Here is a 22365-nt window from a genome sequence, read left to right on the forward strand (position 1 = left end):
GGCGCGTTCCGCCGCCGCTGACGCGCCTGCGGTCATGTCACAGAAACAGCAGCGCCGGATTCAGCTCCGTCTCGTCGCACGGCTGCGCGCGCCAACCCCGTTCGACCGGCACCGAATACAACCGTCGCGCGCCGAACCGCGGCCAGAAATGACACAGCCCCGGCGCGATGACCTGCACCACGGACAAGCCGATGTCGGGCCGCGTCTTGTCGACGACGAGCACGTCCATGCCTGCCGCCGCGATGCGCTCGGTGCAATGCGCGAGCGCTGCCGGTAGCGACGCGGCCTCGACCGGTTGCCACGTCGAACGCGTCGTCGCGCGCGCGCCCGCCGCCGGATACAGAAATCCGGTTGCCGGGAGCTTGTCGCGATCCCACGGATGCGGCGCATCCGCGGCGACATCGAGCAACTGGTTGACTTCGGTCAGTGCCCGCTGCACCGCGATCCGGCCGTCCGGATGACAGCCGAAGCCGATCGAGAAGCGCCCGTCTTGCGGATTTTCCGCCAGCGCGGCCACGGTCGGCACCGCGAGATCGGTGGTGATGTCCAGTGCCCACAAACGCCACCCGAGCGTCGCGTATTCGTGCACGAGCGCGTCGAAATACGGATCATCGAAACTCGCGAGATCGATGCCGGGGCGTGCAAGCCGGTTGTACCACCAGATCGCGACCGCATCGCGCTCGATCAACTCGAGCATGCCTTGCAGAATCGCCTCGTCGATGCTCGAACCCGCCGCGCAGCCGTTGGGGTTGTGCACGCACGCGGCCGGCGCCTGCGCACTGTCCGGCGTTTCCGCATAGCAGTAGCTCAGCGGCACGAGGCGGCGCCTGCCGCTCACGAGCGACCATGCAGGCGTCCAGTCGATCACGTCGCGCGACGTGAAGCGCGGCGGCACCTGCTTGCGGACATCGCGGGTCAATGCATTGATCGCGTCGCGCGCATCGAATTGCCGTTCGCTGAACTGCTGAAGATCGTTCACGTGGATGGGCTCGGCGTCGCAAGCCGGATCGGCGAGCAGGCTTTCCATGCTGCCGGTCAGCCTCGCCTCGTCGCCCTGATACACGCTGCTGTATCGTTCGAGCGCTTCGCATAGCGCGCTCACGCGGGCTTGCTCGTCGGTGCGGCCTTTGCCGGAGCAGATCCTGTCGAACCGGTTGCTGCCCGGTACGGCGGCCGGGCACACCAGAAAGCCCGACGCATAGACCTTGCGCAGCCCCGCGTGCCGCTTCGGCATCGGGTGCAGATAGGCGATCGCGCCACTGACCGGCGAGATCAGATGAGCATAACGCTCGAACACCTGTTGCGGGTCGGCGGTACGGTAGCCGCCGTCGGCACGCGTCAACGGCGCATGATCGGCGAGCCGCGGCGCATGCGCCGCCTGCTCGCGCATCCATGCGGGATTGCCGCAGCACGGGCATTGCGGACGCTTCAGCACGCGATGCCGTTCAGCGGCCAACGTGTCGATGCGCTGCGCCACGATATGCGTTTGCGAACGTTCCGCTATCGTGCGGTTGACCGCGATCTGCTCGACCGTCGCCGCAACGAGCGCCGCGGCGGCAGCGGCGCCGGCACGCGACGCGGCCGGCGGCAGACGCGTTGCCGCGCTGCCGTGATGGCGCGCAAGCAGCGCCTCGACCGGCCGGTTGATGCGAATCCAGTACCGCACGCATTCGATGCATGGCGCATCGGCCAGCGCGCCGCCGCCGGCCAGCAACGGCCCGATCAGCGTCTGCACGCCACCGGCCGCCACAAGGAGCAATGCCCCGCCGCGCGCCGCCACGCGGGCGGCGCACGCGGCGAGATCGTCGCGGTCGTGCGTATCGGCGATCGCGACGGTCAATTCGGCGTCCGGCACGACATCGATGCCGGCCGTGTCGAGCGCGCACCGGAGCGCCGCATCGTCGGCGCCAAACGCCTCGACCGCGACGCGCAGTTGAACGACGCGCGCGCAAGCCGCGTCACCGTCGAGCCCGGCACGCTCGAAGAAGCCGCGCGCGGCATCGTCGTAGTGCGGCGAGTCGGCGCGCACGTACCCGCGACGCACCAGGTGATCGAGCCGCGCGAGCACGTCCCATTCTCCAAACGTGTCGGCAAGCGATGTCACGATCTCGGCGATCGTCATCCGCGCCCGCAAGCAGGCGGCGATCCGCACGAAGATCGCGCCCGACAGCATTACGCGTTTGAATTCGTCGACGACGAACAGCGTCTCGGGGCCCGCATCGAGCACGAGCAAATGCGGTTTGAAGCGCAACACGCGCGAAAGGTCATCAAGCATCGTCGGATTCCGTGCGAAGGATCAACAAACATCGCTCGACCCGGGCAACCGGCCCGGGTCGCGCGATGGGGTGCGGCTCGGCCGCACCAGGTCAGCAGCAGGTGAACAGGTAGCTCGGCCCGGCGTCGCAGTAGGCCGCGAGCGCGACGGCCTCTTCGTCCAGGTTCGTCGGTTGCTCCGGTATGCCGACCGTCATCACGTTGCGCGGCAGGTTCCAGCTCCCGCCGCCTTTCCCGTCGCTCGTCCAGCCATGATCACCGTGCGTCTTCTCGATCTCGATGTCGAGGATCCACGGACACTGGTAACCGAAGTATTTCGCGAGCGTATCCAGCGGCTGGTCCAGCAGTTCGCGCTTGAATGCCGGGTCCCGCCATGAAAGCGCGATCGCACGCAGATAGACCTTCTGAAACTCCAGCATCGATTCGAGCGTCGGATTAGCGTTGTCCTTTGCCATGTCGGTTTCCCCGAGGTCATTCCATGATGGTGATGTGGTTCGCGTTGTACGCGGCCAGCGCCTGCGCGAATTGCGCCTCGTCCGCCGGCGCGGGCGGCAGATACAGGGTGAGCTTGTTTTTGTGGCCGGCCGTCCAGTCGCCGTTGACGGTCGGTGTCCACGCCGACGATTTGATCTGCACCTTCAGGTCGAGCTTGAACGGAAAGTGATAGTCGAAATGCTCGCGCAATGCGTGGACCGGATCGTTCTCGAGTTCGTCGAGAAATGCCGGCGAATGCCATGCGAGGGCGATTGCCCGGATGACGGTCGCGCGGTATTCGAGAAACTGCTCGTACGTCGGTAATCGAAGATCCTTGCTCATCGGTCTGTTCTCCTGAATGACGAATGGAACTGCTTACGGCAACGACTGCAACGTCGCTTCGGCGAGCCTGGCGATCCGGCCCATGCCCGCCGTCGTTGCAATTTCGACTGCGCGCCGGCACGTGTCCAGCGCGGCCACGCCGCCGCAGCGCGGATCGGCCCGGCGCAGGTACTCGCACTGCTTCAGCAACAGCTGGGCTTCGTAATACCGTTCCCCGGTCGACTCGCACCATGCGAGGCATTGCCGGATCTGCGCGAGCGCGGCGTCGTAGTCGCCGCGCCCGGCATCCAGCTCGGCGAGCAGCGACGCGTAGTAGGTCAGCCCGAGCAGGCCGCCCGACTGCCGCTGCGCATCGAGGTGCGCGACGACGCCCGCGCGATCCGCTTGCGTCCACGCATGGATGATCGCGGCGTAGTGCCCGACCGCGCGCAGCCGGTGCGCCTCCGACAGGCGAAGCAGCGCTGCCGACAACGATCGCGCCGCGTCGCGATCGCCCGCGAGCTGGTACGTGCGTGCGAGGTACAGCATCGTGACGCCGAGCGTCGGCAGATGGTCGAGGCAGGTCGCGCAATATACGGCTTCGCGCGCCATCGCGAGCGAGGCCTGCGGGTCGTCGTCCATGCACCAGCGCACGCTCGCGAGCGATGCCATCGTCCACGCGCGCGTATCGAGCCCCAGGATGCGCCGGTGGCCCGCGTCGCGCCGCACGTCATAGCCGGCCAGCACCGCGTCGAACGCGGCGCGGGCGCGCGCATAGTGGCCGTCGACCCACAGGCTCATGCCGCGCATTGCGTCCGCCGCGACTTGAACGCCGGCATCGCCGCGCTCGGTCGCGAGCGCGTCGAGCCGCAGGCCGATCCCGCGCACGGTGGGACGATCGCCTGCGACGTGGTAGTAGGTCGACAGCGTCCATAACGCGCTGATCTCGAGTTCCGGATCGTCGAGCGTCTGCATGTGCCGCAGCAACTGCTCCGCATGCTCGCGTACCTGCGGATCCGCCCAGCCGAATCGCGCCATCGTCGCGTGCGTCAACGTGACGCGGATACGCGCACTGTCATGCTCGCGCTGCGCGTAGTCGGCCGTGCCGAGCCACTCGAACACGGTCTGCCCGTAGCGGATCGCGTCGTCGTACCGGGAACGTTCGAGTGCGCGGCGCGCCGCGTCGATGCCGTGCGCGATCGCCTCCGCGCAAGCGCCTGCGCGCGCGAAGTGCCCGGCGACGCCGAACGCATGCGCACCGGCGCCGCGATCGGCTTGCGCGACCAGCGCACGGCCGACGCGCGCGTGATTGCCGCGCCGCACGGCCGGCGGCATCGATTCATACGCGGCATCGCGAATCAGCGCATGGCGGAACGAATAGAACACGCGATCGCGCCGATGCTGCGCATACACGATCCGCTCTTCGAGCAGCAGCCGCAGATGCGCGTCGAGCGTGGCCCGGTCGTGCGGCGATGCGTCGGCGAGCAGTTGCGCATCCACCTCGAGCCCGATGGTCGCGGCGAGCTGCGCCGTGTCGCGCGCGCCGTCGATCCGGTCGAATGCAAGACCGAGCATGCCGCCGAGACTGAGCGGAAGCGGATAAGGGTCCGTTGCCCCCGGCCCCGCGGGCGAGCCGTCCGCGCCGCTCATCGTCAACTCGCGCGCGACAGCCTCGATAAACAGCGGGATGCCCGCCGTGCGATCGGCAAGCTGGTCGAGCCACGCCGGATCGAACGTACCCTCGCCCAGATGCGCCGACAGCAGGCGCTGCGCATCGTCGCGCGGCAGGCGGCGCAACACCACGCGGTCGGTCGCGCCGCGCCAGCGAGCGAGCTTGTCGGGGCGCGACGTGAGCACGATGCACAGGGCCGCCGCGCGCGGCGAGCGCTGCAGATACGCGAGAAAGTCCTCGGTCGAGCGATCGATCCATTGAACGTCCTCGATCACGAGCAAGACCGGCGCGCCGTTGCCGAGCGACACGATCAGTTGCTCGAGGACATCGAACAACGCGTGCTGCTCGCGCACGCTCGACCACAGGAGCCCCTTCGCATCGCAGGGCAGCCCCAGCCAGGTCGCGAGCGCGACACGGGCGGCCGCATGATCGCAATCGAGCGGCGCGATCATCGCGTCGATCGCCGCGAGCGCGATGCCGGGCGGGCTATCGGCATCGATATGCCAATGCGCGCCGATGAACCGCAGGACCGGAAACAGCGCGTGGTTCTCCCGCTCGGGCAGGCACCCGCAATGCGCGAAGGCGTGGCCCCGGGCCTGGACGGCCTCGCACAGCGCGTGCACGAGCCGCGACTTGCCGAGCCCCGCGTCGCCGACGACGAGCCGCGGCACACCGTGCGGCGCCGGCTCGCCGCGCATCGCACGACGAAGGCGCCCTTGCGTTTCCCGCCACGCGCGCAGCAGCGCGTCGAGCTCGCGCGCGCGGCCGACCATGGGCGCACGCAGGCCGGCGTCGAGCGAATCGAACGGCGTATCGGCGTGCCGCTCGCCGAGCAACTCGTGAACCGGCTGCGGCACGAGGCCCGCCCGCGCCAGCCGCAACGCGGTCGGCCGGACATCGGCATGCCGTTCGAGCGCGAGCCGCGCATCGTCGCTGATCAGAATCTGTCCGGGCCCGGCCAGCCGCAGCAGCCGCGACGCCGCGGCGGGCGTCGAGCCGCCCGACATGTGCGACGCATGCGCGAGCGCCTGCCCGACGTGAATCGCGGCCGCCACTTCGACCCGCCAGTTGTCTCCTGCCCCGGCAACGCGTCCGCCGGCCGCCGCCGGCACCGGCAGCAGCGCACGCCCGGCTACCCGCACCATGTCGAGCGCCGCACGCACCGCGCGGCGCGCGGGCCGGTCGATATCGCCTTGCAGGCCGAAATGGAACAGCAGCGTGTCGCCGAGCCGTCCGCCTGCGTGCGCGCCGTAACCGATGGCGATATCGGCGCACTTCGTCAGCCACTGTTCCTCGTAGCCGTCGAGCGCATTGCCGTGCTCGGTTCCAGCATGGCGTTGCCGCCCCTCTCCGGCGATCGTCACGCAACAGCACAGGGTGGTGATCTGTCGGAACTCGCCGAGCGCGGGGATCGTCTCGCCGTGCGGTGCAAGCGGGCGCGGATGCATCTGCCGGCCCGCGCGACCGGCATCGAACTGGCCGACGAGCGCGGCGAAGTTGAGCGCGCGAAACTGCGCCGCGAGCGCGTCGGCCGACGCGGCGCGCTGCTGCGGATTCTTGTTCAGTGCGTGTCGCAGTACTGCGCCGAGCGGATGCGACGCGATCGACGGCGGGAGCGCGACATCCACGGGGCTCAGCTGCTGGTAGAGAATGTCGGCCACGCTTGCGCCTTGCATGACGACATCGCCCGTCAGGCATTCGATCACGATCAGGCCCCACGCATAAAGATCGCTTGCGGGTGTCGGCGGCTCGTTGCGCAATTGCTCCGGCGCGCAATAGGGCGGCGAGCCAAGCACCTCGGTCGCCAGCGTCGCGGTGTCGCGCGCGACGTCTTCGGTACCGGGCAGCAACGCACCGATGCCGAAATCGAGGAGCTTCGCGTGCGGCCCGTCATCGGCCATCGTGATCACGATGTTCTGCGGCTTCAGATCCCGATGCACGATGCCGCACCGATGGGCGGCCGCGAGCGCGTCGAGCACCTCCGTCATCAGCCCCCCCGTGTCGACGGCCGACAGCGGCCCTTGTGCCGCGAGCCGGTCGCGCACGGTGCTGCCCTGCACCAGCTCGAATACGGCGAACAGCCGCCCGTCGGGCGCTTCCCCCTGGTCCAGCAGGGCCACGATGTTCGGATGCCGCAGCGCCTCGCACAGGCTCGTCTCGCGCCGGAAGCGCGCACGCCGGCGCGCGCGCTCCGCCGCGCTCAGCGCGGCATCGTCCCGCATCAGCTTGATCGCGACATCTTGGCCCGTCTCGTTGCAGGTCGCGCGAAACACCACGCCGTTGCCGCCTTCGCCGAGCAGCGCGCCGAGCCGGTAATGCCATTTGCCGGCAAGCGCCGCGAAAGGCGCGGCATGCTGGTGCGGCGCAACGGCGTCCGGCCCGGCTGGCGGGCGAAATGCGGTCGGCAACACGGCCGGTTCGCGCGCGTTCACGGGCAATGGACAACCGGGGCCGGCGCCGCGCGCTGCACGCCGATACGCGGCCCGACGGCCGGCACCGACTGGCATTCGAGGTGCTCGCCGCGCATGATGCGGAACGAAAAATCGCCGAAACGGACGCTGCCGCGCCGGCGCTCGACGAGCTGGCTCGCGCCCAGGCCCGGCAAGGCCGCGAACTGGCTCCGGGCGCGGTGAATCTGCACGTTGACATGGGACGTATCGATGCCGAGCATGCGTGCCAGCCGGTCGAGTTCGATCCATCCCTGCGTGGCGGCGTCGTAGCCGGCCTGCATGTCGGCCGAGCGTGCGCGGGCGAGCGTGACGAGGCTGTAGTGATGGGCACGCTCGCCGAGGTCGACCACGCCGCCGCGGACATGCAGCAGCATGCGCACGTGCTCCTCGTTCCGGCTGACGAAGAATTCGAGCAATTGCGCCGGCCCGGCCGGATCGGCAGGTGCGGCAAGCATCACCGTCGAGCCGTGGCGCACGAGGGCGAGGCGCCACGCGAAGTCGCCGGTCGACACTTCATCGCCGTCGTGGAGCGCGCGCGGCGGCAACGTGTCGTCGCACAGCCATTCACCGGCCGGCGAACGGACGATCGTGACCGGCTGCGCGGCCGGCGCAGGCAGGATCTGGCGCGGTGCGAGCACGATCGGGGCCGCGGCACCTCGTATCGGCCATAGCGTATCGGCCGGATCGTCGAGCGTATCGACACGCCAGGGTGCAATGCCGGCCCTGCCGAACCGGATCACGTCGCCTCGCTGCAGCACCGCGTGCTCGCCGTCGCGCAACGCCACGCCCGATACCGACGTGCCGTTGCTGCTGTGATCGTGAAGCTCCCAGAGCCCGCCGACCCAGCGGATATGGGCATGGACACGCGACACCGACCCATCCCGGATGACCGTGTCGCAGCGCGCGTCGTCGCGGCCGAACACGTGATACGCGCGGAGCAGGCATGCTTCTCCGGAAGAATCGTTCTTGAGTGTCGCCATGGCCGCCCCGTGTCGGATTCGCCCGGATCGCTCGCGTGACGCATCGACGCGACCGGACAAGCGATTGATTCAATGATCGCGAACGGTGCCGACCGTTCGCCGCCTCGTTACCTGATTTTTCTGGTCAGCGTCCTTTCCAATCGTTGCCCGGCGCGCCGCGCGTTATTTCGGCAAATTGAATTGTCGAGCGCTTTGTTGTTTTAAAACCGGAAAACCTGATGAAAATCCTGCCAAATTAAATCACGCATCGCAACCGGAATACCCAGCGCGGGGGCTTTATATTGCAATGCTTCACATTTCGACGAATTTTCAGGGTCGCAAATAAAGGGTCGAAATTCTTCATCGCCGCGCAAATGACCACCAGACAAGCGCTGCAACGGTACGACGTCATTGAATGACGAGGTGAATTCGACAACCTTTGCTGTCGCGGACAATTTGTTTGATCGGGCGATAATTAAATTAGATAATTTCCTGAATTCAAACAATGGTCATCTATGTTCTTATAATCGACATTGATTAATTTATTCATAAATTCTGCTGCGCCACTCGGATGTTTCGGGAGATCTCATCGGCAAGCGCGTGCGTCACGATCAATTGATTGAATGACCGCCACGCCGGATCCGGCACCGGTCGTCCGGGCGCCGGGCGCCGGGCGCCGGGCGCCGGGCGCCGGGAGCGGGGAGCGGGGAGCGGGGAGCGGGGCGACGACAATATCGACGGAACGCGCCGACAGGAAAGATTTGCGCTTCCGTTGGGCCGCGCAATCTCAATGCCGCCTGCAGATCGAATCCGCTCCATCCGCGCAGCATCCATGCTTTCCTTGCTCTGTCACGCCAACGTCAATCCCGTAAAGGGCTGGTGATGGCCGCGGCGCATTGGTGTGGAGTTGACCCCGTCGTTCTGGACAAAGCCTCGCACTACGGTTGATGAATCCATGGCGCGTCAAGACAATGGCTGCGCTCAACTCACGATCGGGTCGTGCATCGAAATGCGCCCGTCGAATGACGCGATCCGCGTGCAATGGTTGCGCGGCACGCGTCAGACGGATCGCAACGGGTCGTGCCGATCTTTCGCTCCAGGACCGATGGGAAACTTCATCGCGTCGTGGAAGGGATTTTTTCTATCTTTGACTACCACGGCGCGAGGCACACGACCAGAGCAATGCAAGCAATTGCCGCGAAGACAGAACCGGCTCGTCAGACGCACGCAATCCGGGCAAGCGATGCCACGCCACGGCGGGTTCGCGATGATGCTGTTGGTGATAGTTGATGTTGTACGGCCAGATAAAGAAGCGGCCCAGTAACCCGACGCGCCACGAATAAGTCCAGTCATTCCAGCCAGCCGTGACACCCGGCCCGCCGCTGTGCTCTGCAATACTACGGATCTTCTGCACCAGCGCCCCGATTGTCACGAGAGGAACGAACCAAAGCGCCGCAAGCGTCAACAGTTCGCGTACTGTGCATGCATGCACGAGCGGCACGAGCAGGATGCCCCATGTCGCTATCGCCGTAAGCAGCGGCAGTGACATGGACGCACCACGCCCGTTCGCACGCCGGTATGCGCGCATGTTTTTCACCATGTTGACCAGGAGCAAATCACCGAGCAGTTGCCGGACGAGCGGGAGTGTGTCGAGTGGCTCGAATTTCCATGGCTGCGCGTGGTACAGATAATTCCGCTCGGGATCTTCCGCAGTCCCGACGTGTCGATGGTGTGCGAGATGCAGCGGGCGATAAAATTCGATGGGCACGAGTCCCGGTACGCCGATTGCCAAGTTGATCAGAAAGTCGTTCGCGAAACGGCGGCGGGTCAAATGATAGTGTGTCGCGTCGTGATACAAAATGAACAACGCGTGTTGCCGGGTCGCGACAACAACGGCAGCGACGAGGTAGCCTCCCCAATGCCCCACCGATAACGCAACTCGCAGCGTAACTACGATACATAGCCATTCAAGCAGCAATGCGGCGGCCGTACGCAGGTCAACGTCGAGACGAATGAGCACGGTCGTCGCACCGCCAACGCCAATGCCGAGTGCGAGTCCCGCGAGCATGTCCGCGAGCAGATGCTGTCCGGTCGTCAAGACCGTGAGCGCCAGCATTGCGCTCCACGCAGCGTAATAGCGCGCTGCACGGACACGTAGCGCAGCCAATACCACGGTTACAGCCACAGGCAGCGCAACATGCCCGCATGGACTCGCGGCGAGTGGCGCGTCGATCCGATACAGCCACGCGATCCATCCTGTCGCAGCCGGCGACCGGCTCACGGCAGTCGGCCATAACAGATGACTGACGATGCACAGGCCTGCGGCAAGCGCACCTGCGAAAAACGCGGGCAGCAGCCAATTTCGGCATCGGCCGAACCAGACAATCGACGGCATCACGAGCGCGTAACTCAAATAAAGCGGCACGCTGGCGGACACACGCGGAATGACCGCATCGTACGGCCCCGGACGCAACAGCGCCACGGGTGCCATCGGCGCGTGTGTGACCCAGAAGTACAGTGCACCCGACACGACGACATAGATTGCCAGCCAGCGCCACGCGTCGAACGCCGACGGTATATAGGAGACGGAAACAGGAGGTATGGCGCGCATGTGAAAAAAGGAGCGGCTCAATCGCGTATCATCATAAATCGTTTCAGCTCGCATGAATAACGACGCTATGCCGCTTCGAGCCAGTTCCATGACACGTGCGCAGCTGCGCGACGTCGACATTGCACATATGTACGCGCTCTACTCGACCTGTTACCGGGATACGGAACAGGCACGCTTCGAACACGATCTCGACGACAAGACACATTGCGTCATCATGCGCGATGACACCGGCAGGCTGCGCGGCTTCTCCACGTTGAAACTATATGAACAGCAGTGGTGCGACACCACACTGCGCATCCTGTTTTCCGGCGACACGATCGTGGATCCGGCCTGCTGGGGCAGCCAGCAACTCGCGTTTTGCTGGATTCGACTCGCCGGTGAGCTCAAACGCAACTCGCCTGACGTGGCACTATACTGGTTTCTGATCTGCAAAGGGCATCGTACGTACCGCTACTTGCGAGCATTCGCGCATGACTTCACCCCGCGATTCGACCGACCGACTGAACCCGTGAATCAGGCACTGCTCGATCATCTGGCAGTTGAGCGCTTCGGTCACGCATACGACGCCGCGTCCGGCGTGCTCAATTTTCCGGTACCGCAAGGCCGCCTCGCCCCAGCCCTCGCCGAAGTGCCGGACGTGCATCGACGGCTGCCGGATGTCGCCTATTTTCTGGAACGCAATCCAGAATACGCGTGCGGCAACGAGCTCGTCTGCCTGTGTGAACTGACGCCGGAAAACCTACGCCCGATGGCAAGACGAATCTTCACCGGTGAATGAGCCAATGACGCGGATCCGGCTAGCCACAGCGGTCGACAACGAACGGCTCCTCGCGTTTCAAACACGTTACGCGATGCTCAGCGGGATGCCGCTTCGCTTCGATCGCTCACCGGATTACTTCGCATTGCATCGGTGTCATTCGAACGACTATCGAACCTGGCTCGCGGAGGACAGCGCCGGGCGCGTCAAAGGAATAGCCAGCATGGTCGTTCGCGACGGCTACGTCGCCAGCGAGAAACAGCGCATCGCTTACCTCGGCGACTTGCGCATCGCACCCGATCGCGAACTAGCGCACACGTGGGTCGACTATGTCGTCGATCGCCTCGCCGATCTCGCCCGGCACGAAGATGTACAGCATACGTACTGCTGCGTCATTCGTGACAACCGGATCGCAACGCAATCGCTATTCAAGACAGGCAAGCGAACCCGGCTCGGATTTCGACATTGGCGCGGCTACAGTAACGTATCGATCTATGCGCGGCGTATTGCTGCGCGGAGTGCCGGCTCCGTCAGGATCACGAACGCGTCGGCCGCCGATGCCGACGCGCTCCGCGCGTTCCTGGACCAGGAGTCGCGTTCCCACCCCTTCGGTTGCGTCTTTACGGCGGACGAATTCGCGCGCCGCCTGAACACCTGGCCCGACTTCGGAATCGAGCGCTTTCTGGTTGCACGTAACGCGCAGCGGCGTATCGTGGGCTGCGTTGCTCCGTGGGATGCAGGACGTATCAAGCGCATCGTCCTGGAACGTCTGCCGCGCTCGCTCGGTGCGCTGCGTCACGGCTTCAACGCCATCGCGCCGTTGCTCGGACGCCCTCCCATCGCAGCACCCGGCCAGCCGCTTCAGGACATCTACCTGACTCATCTGCATGTGAGCGGACGCGACCCGGACATCGCACAGGCACTGCTCGATGCGGTCTGGCAACGAGAGCGGAGCCGCTACGCCTTGCTGCAGCTTTGCCTGTACGATCACGATCCTCTATGGCCCGCCTTGCGCGGCTATCGGTACACCGCACTGCCGATGGATCTATACACGCTATCCACGCCCGGCGCGAGCGCACTCGATCCGGCCGGCACCGAAGCGATCCCGGGATTCGAGATTTATCTCGTCTGACCGCTCGCGACCGCTGCCGCTCGCGTGTCGTTCAGGAGCGCAACGAGTGCAAGCCAGAAACGCCCCGCATCGAAGCCGGCGCCTCCGAGTACAGGCTGGCCATGGTCGAGATGCGGCACGCACACTTGGGGCATGCCGCGAATCGTCTGGTGGTCGAGGTAGAACTGTCCGTCATGCGCACAACCGGGACGGTAGCGGTCCAGGCGTGAGTGATGTGCGTCGAACCGGGACGTGCGTTCTATCGACCAGCTCACGACATGCACACAGTGCAGGCCACCGGGCACCGCAGACAACAGATTCGCGATGCCCGCGTCGCGCCCGCTGCCGATATCGCGCGAGCCTGCATGCAGCCAGCGTGTGCGCAGCAATCTCCCGGCGGCTCGACCCAACCATGCAGGATCGATGCGCGCCCCCCGTTGCTCGAGCAGGCCGTCGACGATCGCACTGGGGCCGACGGGCGGCTGAACGAGTGCGATACCGTCGCAGCGAGCACGAAGCCCTGAATCCGCATGCAGCGCCGCCAATGCATCGAGCCCGCCCTTGCTATGGGTAAGGACGATAAAGCGGCGATCAGCGGGCAGGCGCGCATACAGGTTGCGCACGATATGCGCGCCCTGCTCGGCAACCGCGCGCGACGAGCGGACCGGCACACGCAGGATTGGGTACCGCGCGGCACGCAACGCCCGCGCAGCATGCCGGAAGCAGGCAGGTATCCACTCGGAATAGAGTCCCGCAATTAGCACGATGACCGTGTCCCGGGATGCGTGGGCGCCATGCGCGTGCCAACATTCGATGAAGCGCCGGGTCCAGTCGAGTGCTGCGGGTGCCGGTTCGAACGGCGTCGATGGGTAGTGTTGCCGCCACTCGTCGAAGCCGGACGGCGACCATGCCGGACACCGTGCGCTCATGCCGGCTCCGTTGTCACGCCATCGGCAGCGAGCGCCGCGCGGGCAGCAGCCAGCGTGGCCGGATTCCCGATTCGGGCAGGGTGAAAACGCGGCGAGAACCATGCCAGCCACGCGGGCAGCACGCGGGTAACGATGCCCGGCGCACCGAATAGCCACCAGCCAAGCTGTGCCCAGCTTCGCCAATTGCCGGCGTCGCGGTCGGCACGCGCGAGACGGACGATAAAATAGCCCAGATCGACGATGAAGCATGCCGTGACGCCGAGCATCGCCGCCGTCCGCATGAAATAGCGCTTGATCGCGCCGCCGCCGCAAGCGCGAAATACGTCGAACGCGACGGCCTTGTGTTCGGTTTCCTCTATCGCATGCCACCGCCAGATCGCGGCCATCGACGGGTCGACGCCGTCGAGAATGGCCGGATCGCGCAATAGCAGATCGGCCAGAATGGCCGTGTAGTGCTCAAGACATGCTGTGAAGGTCAATTGAAGCAACGGCGACGCGACACGCCGGCATTGTTGCTGCCGTCTCCGCATGAGCGCCTCGAGTGCGTCGACCGGCATGCCCTGGCGAGCCAGGCGCCGGTTATACGCGCGGTGCTCGCGGATGTGAGCGGCTTCCTGGTACAGGAAAGCATCCACTTGCGCGGCGAGCGTGCCGTCGGCCGGCAGCGCGTCGCAGTACTGCCTCACGCTATCGACAAAGAACTTCTCGCCAAGCGGAAACATGATCGAGAACGCGTCGAAAAAGCGCGTCACGCGGCGGTTGTCACGATACCAATAGCGAGGAATGTGGTCGGCAAAACAAAAACGCGGATTGCGCCGACGGATGTCTGCCGCGTCGTTGCAGCGTTCATGCATTGAATCGTCGGTTCGTTTGGCGTACATGGTCGTGGCCGATCGTGGCGTAACGCGCAGGGTCAGCGCAGGCGGGCGTATTGTTCGATGATGGCGATCGAAGGTATGCTCTGCGTCGCCGCCACCATCCATGTCCGAATTGTATGTTCGTTGCCAATGCAAGCGCCATAGATAATCGTTCGCGACGGTTCGACCGGCTGAATCTCTGCGTGCTCGCGCTACAGAGCGTTGTATGGGCCGGCATCCTGACGTGGCTGTCGCACGGTACGAGCCCCTTGCGCTGGGTGTCGCTCGTACCGTTCTGCCTGATCATGCAAGGTGTGTTTTCGATGATGCACGAAACATTCCACGGTTTCGGGCATCGGCGCGGAGAAGTCAACTACTTGATGATGTGGTGGGCATCGACGATGTTCGGCGCCGCGGCAACGCTGATCCACGTGAATCATCTCGGTCACCACGTGCGGAATCGAACACCTGCGGAGCGGGTGGACTTCGTCGAGCCGGACGCTTCGCTGTGGCGCAAGCGAATCGAATACTACGCGGCGATCGTCGGCGGCATCTGGTTCGCGAGTTTCGCGGGCAGCTTCGTCCTGGCCGTGCTTCCGAGTCGCATCCCGCATGGTTGGGCGAAGTACGGACACGACAACACGTATGCGGCTGCGTTCAGAGACTTCGACCAGGCCGAATTTCGACGAATTCGATACGAAACCCTCGCAGGCGTGGCCGCGTGGATTGCACTGGGTGCATTGCTGGACTGGCGCGTGCTCGACATCGCGCTTGCCTACCTCGCATTCGCGTTTTCGTGGTCGTCGCTCCAGTGGGTGTATCACATGCACACGCCGCTCGACGTTGTCGAGGGCACATACAACATGCGTGCCCCCACAATGATCCGCTGGGCGTTCCTCAACTTCAACTACAACCTGACGCATCACCGGCATCCGAGCCTGCGCTGGCAGGAGCTTCATGCATGCTCCGACGCGGCGGAGACGCGACCGCTGTGGTACGGTTGGCTGCATGTGTTCGAGGCGCCCCGGCGTTTGCCCAGCGATCCGACACAGCTCGAAAAGACCTATTTCTGACGAGAGGACGCACGTGCGTGCACAGGATGCGTGGGCCGCGTTTGGCGCTGCTGCAGAACCCTTCCGTCGCGCGTGGCTCACCGCGCTCGATGCGCCGGGCGACGCGCAGGCGGCCTATCTGTCACGCTTGCTCGCCGCGAATCGGAACACGACGTTCGGCATTGCCAACGGGTTTGCCGATATCGCAGATCCGGCACAATTTCGCGAGCGCGTGCCGGTGGCCCCCTACGCCGGCATGTCCCGATGGATCGATCGTGCACTCCAGGAGTCCGCTCCGATCCTGACCGCGCAAGCGCCACGCTTCTTCGAGCGTACGAGCGGCGGCAGCGAGCAGCAAAAGCTCATTCCCTATACGCCGGCCTTTCTCGAAGAATTGCAGTTCGCGCTGATCGTCTGGCTCTCCGATCTGCATCGCGCCGTGCCCGGCGTCGCGGCCGGGCGCGCGTACTGGTCGATGTCACCTCCACTGCAAGCGCGCGAACGCGCTCCCAACGGCATCATGATCGGATCGGACAGCGATCTCGATTACCTGGCCGACAGTCCGCTCGTCGATCTGCTGCCGACGCTCGTCGCACCATCGCTGTCGGGTGATGGTCGGTCGTGGCGCAACGAAACGTTGCGCGCGCTGATCGCCGCTGATGATCTGGCCTTCATCAGCGTATGGAGCCCGACCTTCCTGACCAGTCTGCTTCGTCCGCTATTCGGCGACGCCGAACCGCAACGCCGCGATACGCTCACCTTCCTGTTCGATTCGCTGCCGTCGAACCGTACGGCAGCGCTGCGGCGCGCACTCGACGATGGCCACTGCGGCCGGGTGTGGCCGCAACTCGCTGCAGTGAGTTGCTGGATGGACGGCCCAAGCAAACACTACGCCGCACATGCCCGCACCTGGTTTCCGCAGGCCGCGTGGCTTCCGAAAGGCTTGTTTTCCACCGAGGCGGTGGTCAGCCTGCCGTTCGGCGATACGGCCGGCTGTCCCCTCGCCGTCTGCAGCCACTTCCTGGAGTTCCTGCTCGACGACGGAACCGCGATAGGCGTGGAAGAACTGAAGCCGGGCGATACGGTCGAGGTCGTCGTGACGACCGGAGGCGGCCTGTACCGCTATCGGCTCGGCGATCGGGTCCGTGTGACCGGATATGCGGGACGAACGCCATGCGTGGCCTTCGTCGGGCGGACGGGCACGCAAAGCGATCTGGTCGGTGAAAAGCTGGACGAAGCCTATCTTGCTGCGTCACTTTCCGAGGTGCTGCAACCGGGCGATGAAGGTTGCATGATTCCGTGCGCGGACGCGGATCCGCCCCATTACCTGCTGTTGCTTGCAAGCGGTACGCAGGACGTCGCCGCCCTGCGCGATGCGCTGGAACGGGCTCTCGCCCGCGCTTTTCACTACCGGCACGCGCGCACGGTCGGCCAGCTTGGCCCGTTGCGCGCGGTTCGCATACCCGGGGGCGCCGCCCAGCTGGCGGATCTCGTCCAGCGAGCCCACGAGCGTGCAGGCATCCGGGCTGGCGATGTCAAACCCCGCGCACTGGTGGCCAAGCCCGCTGTGGCGGACGCACTCCGCGCATTCATCGAGGACGCGTGCTCATGTTGAACATATCGATCGCATCAACGTGTTCCCCGTGCGACGAATTCGCGCCGGACGCCGATGGTGAAGCCTTCGGCGCGCTCGTCGAGCAATGGTACGTCGCGGGCACCGAAGCCGAGGTCAAGCGGGACAAACCGTTCGGCACGCGCGTACTCGGCCTCGGCATCGTGCTATTCCGGGCGGCCGACGGCGAGATCGTCGCGCTCGTCGATCAATGCGTGCATCGCGGCACCCGGTTGTCGGCCGGGAAAGTCATCGACGGCTGCCTCGTCTGTCCGTATCACGGCTGGCATTACGACCAGCACGGCAGCGTCACCCGAATTCCCAGCATCGACGGCGCAAGCGCCGAACCGACCGGTACGACCTACCCATATCGTCAGCGCAGGTTGCCGGTGCTGACTCGGCACGGCCTCGTCTGGGTCTATCGCGGGCGAGGCGATCCAGCGCTGAAGCGGCCGTTCGACATGCCGCACCACGGCGAACGGCCGTGGCAGTCGTACTACATGGTCAATACGTTCGATGGCGATCTCGGTGCGCTGGTCGAGAACTTCATGGACGTCCCGCATACGGTGTTCGTGCACGACCGGATCTTTCGCTCATCCACTGGGCGGCGGCTACGGGCGACCGTCGAACTGAAGCAGCAGAGCGTCGAGGTCACGTATCACGATGACGGCGACAAGATCGGCATGCTGGACTGGCTGACCAATCCGTCCAGGGAACCGCTTCGGCATACCGATCATTTTTATGTACCGAACGTCACGCGGTGCGACTATCACTGGGGTAGCCGCTCGAGTTTTCTGATCATCAGCCAGATCACGCCGCTCGACACGCGTCGATCGCGTGTCTATACGTACATCGCCTATCGCTTTGCCTTGCCGTCCGCGGTGCTGCGCGCGCTGAAACCGCTGCTGCACCTCTACACGCATTCCGTGATCCAGCAAGACGTGCGAATCATGCGTGCGCACCGCGAGGGACTCGACAACGCCGCAGGCTTCACGCCGTCGAGCGTGCGCGCCGATGTGGTCCACATTGCGATCGGCCGGTTGTTAGCCGCGACGCAGCGTGGCGAGCCGTTGTCCGATGCGCAATGCGGCACGAAGCCGATGGAATTCGTGATCTGAACGTCATCGGCGCGATCGGGCTAGGCCCGCCCGGCTCGACCGGCGCACCGCCCACGTGCCCCGTATTTCCGTTAGCCTCCCGTCTGGTCCTGGCTCGCGATCAGGCGTGCTCCGCATGCCAGCAAGTCGCCATCGCATGCGGCGACTTGCCCGTCGAACCGGGCGTGGCCCGACACCGTCGCAATGAAGGTCAGGCCGTGAATCTCGCAAATCGCGGGATCGTGCAAGCGTGCAATCGCGCGCCCGTTGATTCGCGAGTTCGGCGCCCCGGACACAACGCGTCCGCCGTGGCTGTGCACATCGCCCTCGATGATGTATCGCTTTTGACCCATGACATGTCGATCCGGTCCGTCAGAAATCCCAGCTGAACGTCTGCGGATGCGCCTGCCGCGACGCGGCGTCTGGCGGCGTCAGCATGACGATCGTGGCATGCAGCGGATCCCGCAGGTTGATCAGTGCGCTCGTCTTCCCGTCGCCATAACCCATCATCAGCGCCAGCGCGGTCTGGACCCAGATCGAGCTCGTTCCGGTGTCGCCGCCGATACGGCGTTGCATGTCGAATGCGTCTTTCGGATCGTCAATATCGACGTGCTGCGGGTTGTCGTGCAGCGACTGCACCAGCAACGCGAGATTGGCGGTCGAGGTGCCGGTGTCGTAGAACATCCGTCCCGGCTGCTCGCCGGGCGCAAGCGTGCCTACTGCCTGCTGCCAGCCGGCGCGGATCTTTTCGATTCGCTCGCCCTTCTTCAACGGCGTCCCGTGCCCGTTGCTCAGGTCGACTCGCACCGGTCGATGCAGATTGGCCAGGACCGGCCATCTGTCGTATTCCTTCAACTGCCACGTGGTCCAAGGAACTGGCACCCACGGGTTCGGCTTGAAGCCGTCCGGCATCTTCAGCGACGCGGTCTTCCAGAACTCGGGGAGCTTCGCCTGCCAGTAGTCCACCGGCATCTCCTTTGCACCCTTCTTCCAGTAGGCTTTCTGAAGCTGCCAGAAATAATTCCACAGCTTGATCACGTCATATCGGGTCTGGGTGTTGTCGATTGCCTCTGGTGCGTCCACCACATATGGACGAATCAGTCGGTCAACGCGATCCTTTCTCGTCACGAGCAACGCAACGTAACTGTCCGGATTCTTTGGTACGAAGTTTCCATCTTTTGTGGACAAACCCAGGTAATCGGCACCCGGAGTACCCAAATAGGATCGCGTGTTGATTCCATCCTCAACCAGCAACACTACTGCTGGCAAGTCCGGCTCGCGGTCAAAAATATCAAACGCTCTAGAGACCACATCGTCCCCGTGCGCAGTGTGTATTTCATCGAGTCTCATATAAAGGGTATTACCAATCCCCGCCCCGTTATCCGCACTGCTGATGTGGGTTGCCATGCGGTCCGCATCCGGATCACTCTCGTTTCGCGGCGGCCCGGCCACTATCACGGGAATCGGCCAATAATCGACCCATCCGCGCAACGTATAGCCGAAAACGTTGTTCTCGCGCTTATGTCCCGCAAAGCTTCGATCACTACTCGACCACGGATATTGTTTGGGATCTTGCAGGAGCAACGTTCCATTGGCCCCTGCCTCGTCCAGCCGCATCAATAGCGCACGCTGGCGAAACCGGTCAACGGCGACGCCAAAGCGTCGTATCTCCAATGTGAACCGTGCGTCCCGGGATCCGTCCCCTGCAATGACCGCTTCATTTGCGCTGGAGGGACGAGCAGCAGCCGGCGTGTCTTGAGGCGGCGAGTCTCTACGCAACGAGGCACCATAGGCGATACTGACGCCTGCCGCCAACAATAGCGGCGGCAAGATCAACAGCGACAAGCGTCGATACATTGCAATATTCCCTCCCAAAAATCCCTCCCTTCTAACAACAAATTCAAAGACTGCAATCCATAAGAGAGTTATGATTGCGAGTGCAATCAGAAATATTCGTGAAGCCGGTGGTCGTGTGACGTTTGTCGTAATCATGGCGCATCAATTTGTCAATGTACCGATCGTGCTTCTTTTGCATCTTCACTATTTCGATCTTTCCTGGTTTCACTGACCACACCGTCAGGAAAATCCTTGGGCACAATATCATTTTCCGGGAAAACTCCGCTTTCGTAATAGCTGCAATTGGCTTTTACTATGTCGGACGTTACGGAGTCGAGTTTTTTGCCGAGTTTTCTCTCGGCTTTTACTATATCACTCTCCGGAAGTCTCCAATCAGCAATAGCCCGCAGGAGTTTTGCCCAGTCCGGATCGTCCAACACACGCGCCTGGCCGATTGACACATCGTACGCGGTCGCACATCGGTGATTTCTACGACCGCTCATGACCGCCGAGTGATATGAGCTTTCTCCCGGATGCTTATTCATCAGCCGAACCTTGGCTTCGTTTAGCGTCTCCTGCCGATAAACGACGATGTGTCCCGGCGACGGCGGTACCGTCGGTACGATCCGACCTACCTTGCACTGATCGTCGGGACCCTTGCCCGCATTCAACGAGGCCTCCACCTCTGCGGGCGTGGGCAGCTTCCCATCCCCGCTCGTTGGCCAGTCGATGATTTGTGCGGGCAATGGCTGCAACGCACCTTCGCCACTGTTCGTGCTCAAGGCAATTTCCGCTTCGAGCTGGTCAATGGATTGTTTGCCGGGAGCATGCTCGCCGGCATTTTTCTTCGAGAGCGGCGTTGCCTCCGTTCCAGGCAGCACATTGCCTTCCATTTCGGGATCGAACGGTGGCGTCAATGCTTCACCATTGATATTGCGCTCGGTACCGACGCTTACCTGCGTCGACTTCACCCATGTCGTGAAGCCGCCGGGCAAGCCATGGGATGTTTCGCCCTTTTCCCGCATCGTAAAGTTTCCCGGCGGCGTACCAACCTGAACTGGCTTGCCCTGCCGCAGACGCCGGGTAAAGACACGCTGCCGGAAAGCCGCCGACAACAGGTTGATTTTTTCAGGTTTGCTTCCCGGCTGCGCTGCACGCACGTCAATGGAGTCGGGCAAACCGGAACACCCCATGCCATTGACGCCGCGCAGACCGACGGTCGCATCCTCCGGGCTGAAGTACATGTAGATTTTTCCGCGATTGTCGCGTTCGGCAAACACGACACATTCGTTACCTTGCGGCCCGCTCAGGCGCGTCGCCTGCGCGGGATCCCACGTTGGGCCGACGATGCCAAAATTGTCCCGTCCTGGCTCGAACTTCAATTGATCGAGTGGCGGCGTCGGATATTTGCCGCTCGCCACATGCCCGGCCAGGTTTGCCAGGGTCTTTGCACGCGCGTAAGCCGTCTGCTGCTGGTCCCCGCGTTGCAGCAGCCGATCCATGAACTCCTCGCTCAAGCTGTAGGGCGAGTCGATCAGGACCAACGTGTCAGCAGGACGGTCAGCCGGGCCACACTGGTTTGGAATCAGCCCCTCGACGAGATAGGCCTGGGCGAGCAGCGATATCAGCGTGCCCTGACTGTGCGCAATGATGTTGACCGTCCCGTCCGGGTCGATAAGGCGGATTTGCCGCACCAATGCCGCGAGCCGCCGAGCTGCCAGCAACATGTAATGCCGATTTTCCGCCTCGCGAAGCGGGTGCGTCGGGTCGCCCTGCATCCGGTCGAGAATTTTCGTCGTCATTCCCCCTTTGAAATTCGAGTCGAACATGTCGGGGATGTTGTTGGTCGCATTGGCGAAGAATCCGCCGTTGCGCGCGCGGTGCTCATCGAGGCGGTTGCCGAACCGGTCGACGTACTGGCCGTTGACGGTTTCCTTATTGGGGTCCCGGGGCAAATCTTCCTTCCCGACGCGTAACCCCCAATAAAACGGAATCAACGGGCTCCTTGTCTCTTCGCTTTCCTGCCGACGATAGATGACGTCGTCCATGTTCTTCATCATGTCGGCAACGCTCACCTGGCTCGGGTCGTTCGCCATGCGGCCGTGCGAGTACTCCGCGCCCTTGAAATCGGTGCGACCGAGGCGGTCGTTCAATCCCTCGCACAGTCCGCCTTCGACCGTGCCGAAATCCGTTCCAAGGTCATTCACGCCATGGATCAGGATCGTCGTGCACGGGAAGCGATTTTGTACGTCGGTATTGACGAACGCATCCTGCGGCCGGTTGCAATTGAGAATCGCCTGATGTTCGCCGACGATCCGGGACGACGAGGTTGTAGTATCGGACATGATCGCCT

At 64.0% G+C, this 22365-nt stretch carries 17 protein-coding genes; 5 read left to right on the forward strand and 12 right to left on the reverse strand.

Features of this window, described 5'->3' with window-relative positions; genetic code table 11:
- Positions 1-37: 37 nt before the first annotated feature.
- The 7 genes from ACVK00_RS05135 to ACVK00_RS05165 form a co-directional block, all read right to left on the reverse strand.
- Complete coding sequence (locus ACVK00_RS05135; RefSeq protein ID WP_284888527.1) at positions 38-2275, reverse strand: TOMM precursor leader peptide-binding protein; 2238 nt, start codon at positions 2273-2275, stop codon at positions 38-40.
- A gap of 91 nt (positions 2276-2366) precedes the next feature.
- Complete coding sequence (locus tag ACVK00_RS05140; protein ID WP_228908719.1) at positions 2367-2729, reverse strand: BMA_0021/BMA_0022 family TOMM bacteriocin; 363 nt, start codon at positions 2727-2729, stop codon at positions 2367-2369.
- 16 nt (positions 2730-2745) lie between these two features.
- A complete protein-coding gene (locus ACVK00_RS05145) occupies positions 2746-3090 on the reverse strand; it encodes a BMA_0021/BMA_0022 family TOMM bacteriocin (protein ID WP_006749244.1) in 345 nt (114 codons plus the stop codon).
- A 33-nt stretch (positions 3091-3123) separates the two neighbouring features.
- Positions 3124-7173 carry a TOMM system kinase/cyclase fusion protein gene (locus tag ACVK00_RS05150; RefSeq protein ID WP_284888526.1) on the reverse strand — a complete coding sequence of 1350 codons (4050 nt, stop codon included), beginning with the start codon at positions 7171-7173 and terminating at the stop codon, positions 3124-3126.
- Complete coding sequence (locus ACVK00_RS05155; RefSeq protein ID WP_228908716.1) at positions 7170-8171, reverse strand: FHA domain-containing protein; 1002 nt, start codon at positions 8169-8171, stop codon at positions 7170-7172. The genes ACVK00_RS05150 and ACVK00_RS05155 overlap by 4 nt, the downstream gene beginning before the upstream one ends.
- Before the next feature lie 200 nt (positions 8172-8371).
- A complete protein-coding gene (locus ACVK00_RS05160; protein WP_228908715.1) occupies positions 8372-8605 on the reverse strand; it encodes a hypothetical protein in 234 nt (77 codons plus the stop codon).
- A 686-nt stretch (positions 8606-9291) separates the two neighbouring features.
- Positions 9292-10851: a fatty acid desaturase family protein gene (locus ACVK00_RS05165; protein ID WP_284888525.1), complete on the reverse strand. Its 1560-nt coding sequence runs from the start codon at positions 10849-10851 to the stop codon at positions 9292-9294.
- On the opposite strand from ACVK00_RS05165, the gene ACVK00_RS05170 reads away from it, so the two are divergent.
- Positions 10850-11539: a hypothetical protein gene (locus ACVK00_RS05170; protein ID WP_228908713.1), complete on the forward strand. Its 690-nt coding sequence runs from the start codon at positions 10850-10852 to the stop codon at positions 11537-11539. The two genes, ACVK00_RS05165 and ACVK00_RS05170, sit on opposite strands and share 2 nt — an antisense overlap.
- A gap of 4 nt (positions 11540-11543) precedes the next feature.
- Positions 11544-12650, forward strand: coding sequence for a hypothetical protein (locus ACVK00_RS05175; protein WP_228908712.1), 1107 nt, complete (start codon positions 11544-11546; stop codon positions 12648-12650).
- On the opposite strand, the gene ACVK00_RS05180 is transcribed toward ACVK00_RS05175, so the two are convergent.
- On the reverse strand, positions 12638-13558 hold the full coding sequence (locus tag ACVK00_RS05180) for a hypothetical protein (RefSeq protein WP_228908711.1): 921 nt from the start codon (positions 13556-13558) through the stop codon (positions 12638-12640). The genes ACVK00_RS05175 and ACVK00_RS05180 overlap by 13 nt on opposite strands.
- The gene (locus tag ACVK00_RS05185) at positions 13555-14439 is read right to left on the reverse strand and encodes a metal-dependent hydrolase (RefSeq protein WP_228908710.1); all 885 of its coding nucleotides are present in this window, start codon (positions 14437-14439) and stop codon (positions 13555-13557) included. The genes ACVK00_RS05180 and ACVK00_RS05185 overlap by 4 nt, the downstream gene beginning before the upstream one ends.
- Before the next feature lie 50 nt (positions 14440-14489).
- Between ACVK00_RS05185 and ACVK00_RS05190 the strand changes: the two genes are divergently transcribed.
- The 3 genes from ACVK00_RS05190 to ACVK00_RS05200 are packed head-to-tail and all read left to right on the forward strand — an operon-like array spanning position 14490 to position 18197.
- Complete coding sequence (locus ACVK00_RS05190) at positions 14490-15488, forward strand: fatty acid desaturase family protein (RefSeq protein ID WP_229050617.1); 999 nt, start codon at positions 14490-14492, stop codon at positions 15486-15488.
- 13 nt (positions 15489-15501) lie between these two features.
- Positions 15502-17082, forward strand: a complete 1581-nt coding sequence (locus ACVK00_RS05195; protein WP_228908708.1) for a GH3 family domain-containing protein — start codon at positions 15502-15504, stop codon at positions 17080-17082.
- Complete coding sequence (locus ACVK00_RS05200; protein WP_284888523.1) at positions 17076-18197, forward strand: aromatic ring-hydroxylating oxygenase subunit alpha; 1122 nt, start codon at positions 17076-17078, stop codon at positions 18195-18197. Before ACVK00_RS05195 ends, ACVK00_RS05200 begins: the two co-directional genes overlap by 7 nt.
- 71 nt (positions 18198-18268) lie before the next feature.
- On the opposite strand, the gene ACVK00_RS05205 is transcribed toward ACVK00_RS05200, so the two are convergent.
- The 3 genes from ACVK00_RS05205 to ACVK00_RS05215 all read right to left on the reverse strand — a co-directional run bounded on the left by ACVK00_RS05205 (position 18269) and on the right by ACVK00_RS05215 (position 22357).
- Positions 18269-18529, reverse strand: a complete 261-nt coding sequence (locus ACVK00_RS05205; protein WP_027790130.1) for a PAAR domain-containing protein — start codon at positions 18527-18529, stop codon at positions 18269-18271.
- A gap of 19 nt (positions 18530-18548) precedes the next feature.
- Positions 18549-20033 carry a type VI lipase adapter Tla3 domain-containing protein gene (locus ACVK00_RS05210; protein ID WP_228908706.1) on the reverse strand — a complete coding sequence of 495 codons (1485 nt, stop codon included), beginning with the start codon at positions 20031-20033 and terminating at the stop codon, positions 18549-18551.
- 149 nt (positions 20034-20182) lie between these two features.
- The gene (locus ACVK00_RS05215; protein WP_228908705.1) at positions 20183-22357 is read right to left on the reverse strand and encodes a T6SS effector phospholipase Tle3 domain-containing protein; all 2175 of its coding nucleotides are present in this window, start codon (positions 22355-22357) and stop codon (positions 20183-20185) included.
- Positions 22358-22365 lie beyond the last annotated feature (8 nt).

The organism is Burkholderia sp. PvR073, assembly GCF_054055695.1.

Excerpts from the sequence above, each read along its gene's own strand:
- ACVK00_RS05135 (WP_284888527.1), bottom strand. The coding sequence starts at position 2,275 with ATGCTTGATGACCTTTCGCGCGTGTTGCGCTTCAAACCGCATTTGCTC.
- ACVK00_RS05175 (WP_228908712.1), top strand. The coding sequence starts at position 11,544 with ATGACGCGGATCCGGCTAGCCACAGCGGTCGACAACGAACGGCTCCTC.
- ACVK00_RS05180 (WP_228908711.1), bottom strand. The coding sequence starts at position 13,558 with ATGAGCGCACGGTGTCCGGCATGGTCGCCGTCCGGCTTCGACGAGTGG.
- ACVK00_RS05210 (WP_228908706.1), bottom strand. The coding sequence starts at position 20,033 with ATGTATCGACGCTTGTCGCTGTTGATCTTGCCGCCGCTATTGTTGGCG.
- ACVK00_RS05155 (WP_228908716.1), bottom strand. The coding sequence starts at position 8,171 with ATGGCGACACTCAAGAACGATTCTTCCGGAGAAGCATGCCTGCTCCGC.
- ACVK00_RS05215 (WP_228908705.1), bottom strand. The coding sequence starts at position 22,357 with ATGTCCGATACTACAACCTCGTCGTCCCGGATCGTCGGCGAACATCAG.
- ACVK00_RS05185 (WP_228908710.1), bottom strand. The coding sequence starts at position 14,439 with ATGTACGCCAAACGAACCGACGATTCAATGCATGAACGCTGCAACGAC.
- ACVK00_RS05165 (WP_284888525.1), bottom strand. The coding sequence starts at position 10,851 with ATGGAACTGGCTCGAAGCGGCATAGCGTCGTTATTCATGCGAGCTGAA.
- ACVK00_RS05140 (WP_228908719.1), bottom strand. The coding sequence starts at position 2,729 with ATGGCAAAGGACAACGCTAATCCGACGCTCGAATCGATGCTGGAGTTT.
- ACVK00_RS05145 (WP_006749244.1), bottom strand. The coding sequence starts at position 3,090 with ATGAGCAAGGATCTTCGATTACCGACGTACGAGCAGTTTCTCGAATAC.
- ACVK00_RS05170 (WP_228908713.1), top strand. The coding sequence starts at position 10,850 with ATGACACGTGCGCAGCTGCGCGACGTCGACATTGCACATATGTACGCG.
- ACVK00_RS05200 (WP_284888523.1), top strand. The coding sequence starts at position 17,076 with ATGTTGAACATATCGATCGCATCAACGTGTTCCCCGTGCGACGAATTC.
- ACVK00_RS05205 (WP_027790130.1), bottom strand. The coding sequence starts at position 18,529 with ATGGGTCAAAAGCGATACATCATCGAGGGCGATGTGCACAGCCACGGC.